General features: G+C 60.5%; 4 protein-coding genes. 2 read left to right on the top strand and 2 right to left on the bottom strand.

Annotated elements, in window-relative coordinates:
* Window positions 1-131: 131 nt before the first annotated feature.
* On the bottom strand, window positions 132-926 hold the full coding sequence (locus NW853_RS10330) for a photosystem II manganese-stabilizing polypeptide (protein WP_414348970.1): 795 nt from the start codon (window positions 924-926) through the stop codon (window positions 132-134).
* A 191-nt stretch (window positions 927-1,117) separates the two neighbouring features.
* Window positions 1,118-1,843 carry an ATP phosphoribosyltransferase gene (gene hisG / locus NW853_RS10325; RefSeq protein WP_414348969.1) on the bottom strand — a complete coding sequence of 242 codons (726 nt, stop codon included), beginning with the start codon at window positions 1,841-1,843 and terminating at the stop codon, window positions 1,118-1,120.
* A gap of 204 nt (window positions 1,844-2,047) precedes the next feature.
* Here hisG and NW853_RS10320 point away from each other — a divergent pair, with 204 nt between their 5' ends.
* Both NW853_RS10320 and NW853_RS10315 read left to right on the top strand, forming a co-directional pair.
* Window positions 2,048-3,169 carry a sugar phosphate nucleotidyltransferase gene (locus NW853_RS10320; RefSeq protein ID WP_414336050.1) on the top strand — a complete coding sequence of 374 codons (1,122 nt, stop codon included), beginning with the start codon at window positions 2,048-2,050 and terminating at the stop codon, window positions 3,167-3,169.
* Entirely contained in the window at window positions 3,147-3,893 is a 747-nt protein-coding gene (locus NW853_RS10315; RefSeq protein ID WP_414336049.1) for a GvpL/GvpF family gas vesicle protein, read from the top strand. Before NW853_RS10320 ends, NW853_RS10315 begins: the two co-directional genes overlap by 23 nt.
* The last annotated feature ends 153 nt before the right edge of the window (window positions 3,894-4,046 follow it).

The following is a 4,046-nucleotide window of genomic DNA, read 5'->3' as shown; positions in this document are numbered from 1 at the left end:
AACAAACGCTGTGGGATCCCGCCATCACTGCCCCCTTCCCCAACGGGCAAACCGAGACAGACAGAGTATCAACAAGAATGGGCAGGAATCGACCGGATCCCTGCCTCTCTCAAGCCCAAAATTGGCTCTCTTCAAGACTCCTGCGCCAGGCGGGCGTAAAACAAGCCCTGGACGCGGACGGTGTGAGGTTCCAGTGCCCCTTGCTCGGTGCTGGACTGCTGAATGCTGACGAAGGAGCCGCCCATCTCACCCGTGCTGGGATCCACGCGGGCAATGCGCAGCGACATTTTCCCCTGCGAAACCTCGTCCACCTTGCGGTTGGTGGCGAAGTCGTCCTTGGCCGCCTGCAGCCCCACGGCTGTGTCGTAGCCGGCGTTGGAGCCGCGCCCACGCGGGTCGAGGAAGGTGCTGCTGTGGTAGCCGGGCACCAAGAACTCGCCTTCAAAGTCGGTCGAAGGGTCGATGGCGGCTCCCTGGGCGGTGGCGACCAAGTCCTTCACGCTGAACAGAAACGGCACCCGCTCGCGGCGGGGCAACTGACCGGTGGTCGGCTGAAAGGTGATCCCATCCACCACTTTGAACTCCAGCGCGCCGTCTTTGGGGGTGACCTCGGCCTTAATCGGCCCCAGCGTGGCCGCCGAGATCATGATGTTTTTGGCTTTGATAAACTCTTTTTCCCCGTTCCGCTTTTCCTCTTCGATTTCAATCTGCACCGGCTGGAAGCAGACATCGGTCAGCTTCAGGGATCCCCCCTTGGGCACCTCGATGCGGCCGCGGGCATTGTCGGAGACGGAAGGGCAAATGGCGGCCTTGCCGGTGTTGCGGATCTGGTCGTAGGTCAGCGGGGCCTTAGCAGCCGCCGCCGGCAGGGCAAAGACGCTCAAACAGAGCGCCAACAGGATGGCGAGTAGTGGACGGTACCGCATAAGCAACCTCGAAAAACCTGTTTTAATCTCAATGCTGCTGGGGAGAATAAGCCTGAATGCCCCTATTGTACGCAATAGGGATCCCCTCTTTGGCTGAGCCCGCAGAAGTTTCTTGGCCAAGTCCAGTTGCCCACCCTCTAGGGAAAGTCGGCCAGATGGCCAGAAAGGGGTGAGACCCTTTCGCGGCCACCTCAGAACGGGCCCAGGGATCCCAGCCAGCGCTCCCGAATCTGGTTTACCAGCTCGCCGATGGGCTGTTGGTTGACGCGGTAGCTGGTGGGATGGGCGATCAGGCGGGCGGTGCTCTCGAAAAGGCAGTCCCGTTCCACCAGGCCGTTTTCCCTCAGGGTGCGTCCGGTGGCCACCAAGTCCACAATGGCATCGGCCATGCCGGTGAGGGGAGCCAGTTCCACCGAGCCGTAGAGGGAGATAATTTCCACCGGCAAATCCAACCGGTCAAAATACTCGCGGGCGCAGCCGACAAACTTGGAAGCCACGCGGGCATGGGGAGGCAACTGGGCCGCCGAGGTGTAGGGACTATCTTGGGGCAGGGCCACCGACATGCGACAGTAGCCGAACTTCAGGTCCAGCAGGTGGGCCACCCGCGCTTCGCTGCCGGCATAGCGCTCTCGCAAGATGTCGTAGCCGACGATGCCCAGTTCGGCCTGTCCGTATTCCACGTACACCGGCACGTCGTGGTTGCGCACCAGCAGCGCCTCGTAGCGTTGCCCGTTGAGCTGGGTGGGCGATTCAATCCGCAGCAGGCGGTTGCCGGGATCCAAAAAGCGACTGAAATCGATCCCCACCTGTTGCAAGCAGCGGATAGCGTCGGCCAACAAGGCTCCCTTGGCCAGAGCAATGGTGATCGTCGGGGTATTGGGCTTCGGAGCTGGCCGAGGGCTGGTGGCTGTCAACATAGGCACTTAGGGATCCCTTCTGGCAAAAGGACAAGGGCAGTGGGAATGCTGCTTAGTTAAAGAAGGAAAGTGGATACCAGGGATCCTGCGTCCTCAATTGTAGGGAACTGACCTCTTGCCGGCGAGGTAGACTCGGCAGATGTTTTCCAGAACGCAGATCCTGGGATGATAAAAACACGATGAACCCGGAGGAGAGAGGACGGCATGAAAGCCATGATCCTGGCAGCCGGCAAAGGGACACGGGTACGGCCCATCACCTACATGATGCCCAAGCCGATGATCCCGATTCTGCACAAGCCGGTCATGGAGTTCTTGGTGGAGCTGCTGCGGGAACATGGCTTCGACCAGATCATGATCAACACCAGCCACCTCGCTCACCAGATCGAAGACTACTTTCGCGATGGCCAGCAGTGGGGAGTACACATCGGCTTTTCCTTCGAGGGCCACTTCGAGAACGGCCAGCCGGTGGCCGAACCCCTGGGATCCGCCGGTGGCATGCGCAAGATCCAGGATTTCTCCGGCTTTTTTGACAGCACCTTCGTGGTGCTCTGCGGCGATGCGCTGATCGACCTCAACCTGACCCAGGTGGTCAACTTTCACAAATCTAAGGGGGCATTGGCCACGGTGGTGTTGCGAGAGGTGGATCCCAGCCAAGTCTCCAGCTACGGAGTGGTGGTAACTGATGAGACGGGCCGGGTCACCGCCTTCCAAGAAAAGCCCAGGCAGGAAGAGGCCCTCAGCAACACCATCAACACCGGCATCTACGTGTTCGAGCCAGAAGTCCTGGACTACATCCCCCCCGGCTGCCCCTATGACATCGGCAGCGATCTCTTCCCCGCCTTGGTGAAAGCCGGCGCCCCCTTCTACGGCCTCAAGGCCGACTTCCAGTGGGTGGACATTGGCCGTACCCATGACTACTGGCTGGCAGTACAGAAGGTGCTGCGCGGCGAGATCAAAGGCGTCAAGGTGCCCGGGATCCAGATTCGGCCCGGCGTCTGGACAGGGATCAACATCCGCGCCAACTGGGATCGCATCCACATTGAGCCACCGGTGTACATCGGGGCCAGCACCTACCTGGCGGATGGGGTAAAGCTCATCGGCCCCACGGCCATTGGCTACGGCTGTGTGTTGAACGAAGGGTGTACGCTGGATGGCAGCCTCATCTTTAACTACACCCAAATCGCCGCAGGAGTGACGCTGCGCCACCAGATGGTGATGGGTCGCTACTGCATTTCCTCCGATGGCAATGCCATCGACACGGAAGAGTCCAACCTCACCTGGTTGATCGGAGATGCCCGCAGCCATGGCAACGGCAAATCCCAATAGCGCCCTCTATCTCTACGGGATCGTTGCTGCCCCCGGCCCGCGCCACCTGAATGTGGTGGGGCTGGACAAGCAGCCGGTGGGGGTTCACGTGCTGGGATCTTTGGCCTTTCTCTATTCCCAGGCCCGCCAGGAGCGCTACTTGGCCAGCCGGGCCAATCTGCTGGCCCACGAAGCCGTCCTAGAAACCGTGATGAACGAGGGACACCGCGCCCTGCTGCCGTTGCAATTTGGCCTGGTGGTGAGCAGTTGGGATCAGGTGGAGCAGGATCTGGTCAAACCGCGCCTGGCCGATCTGCTGACCCTGCTGCAGCGCCTAGAGGGCAAACGGGAGGTGGGGGTAAAGGTCTTCTGGGATCCCCAGCAAGAGCTCCAATTGGGGCTGGAGGAAAACCCCGCCCTGAAAGCCCGGCGGGACGAGATGGTCGGCGCCCCTTTGGGTCTGGATGCGGTAGTCGAGATCGGACGGGCTCTGGAGCAGCTTTTGGAGCAGCGGCGTCAGCGCATCGCCCAAACCTTCACGGCGGCCCTCAGCCCCCTGGCCAGCGACCGCGTGGAAGGCGATCTGCTCACGGAGAACATGGCCTACAACGGCTCATTTTTGATCAACTGGGAAGATGAGCCAGCTTTTGCCCAAAAAGTGGAGGAGCTAGACCAGACCTTTCAGGGGCGGCTGCGCATTCGCTACAACAACTTCACCGCTCCTTACAATTTCGTCAAGCTTTGACATGTTTTCTGTTTTATGGTCATTCAATCCAGTCCAATGGCGATGGAACGGTTGGTTACCTCGTTATTGCTCCGCAACGCTGTCGCCAACGCGCCGCTCTAACTCCCCTCTCCCTCAGGGAGAGGGGCTGGGGGTGAGGGGATCCCTCAGGGA

This window comes from Synechococcus sp. H55.11, from assembly GCF_047462475.1.
In the GTDB taxonomy this organism is placed as follows: Bacteria; Cyanobacteriota; Cyanobacteriia; order Thermostichales; family Thermostichaceae; genus Thermostichus.
The sequence above is the reverse complement of the archived record's forward strand: the minus strand, read 5'-3'. Positions and strand labels throughout refer to the sequence as shown.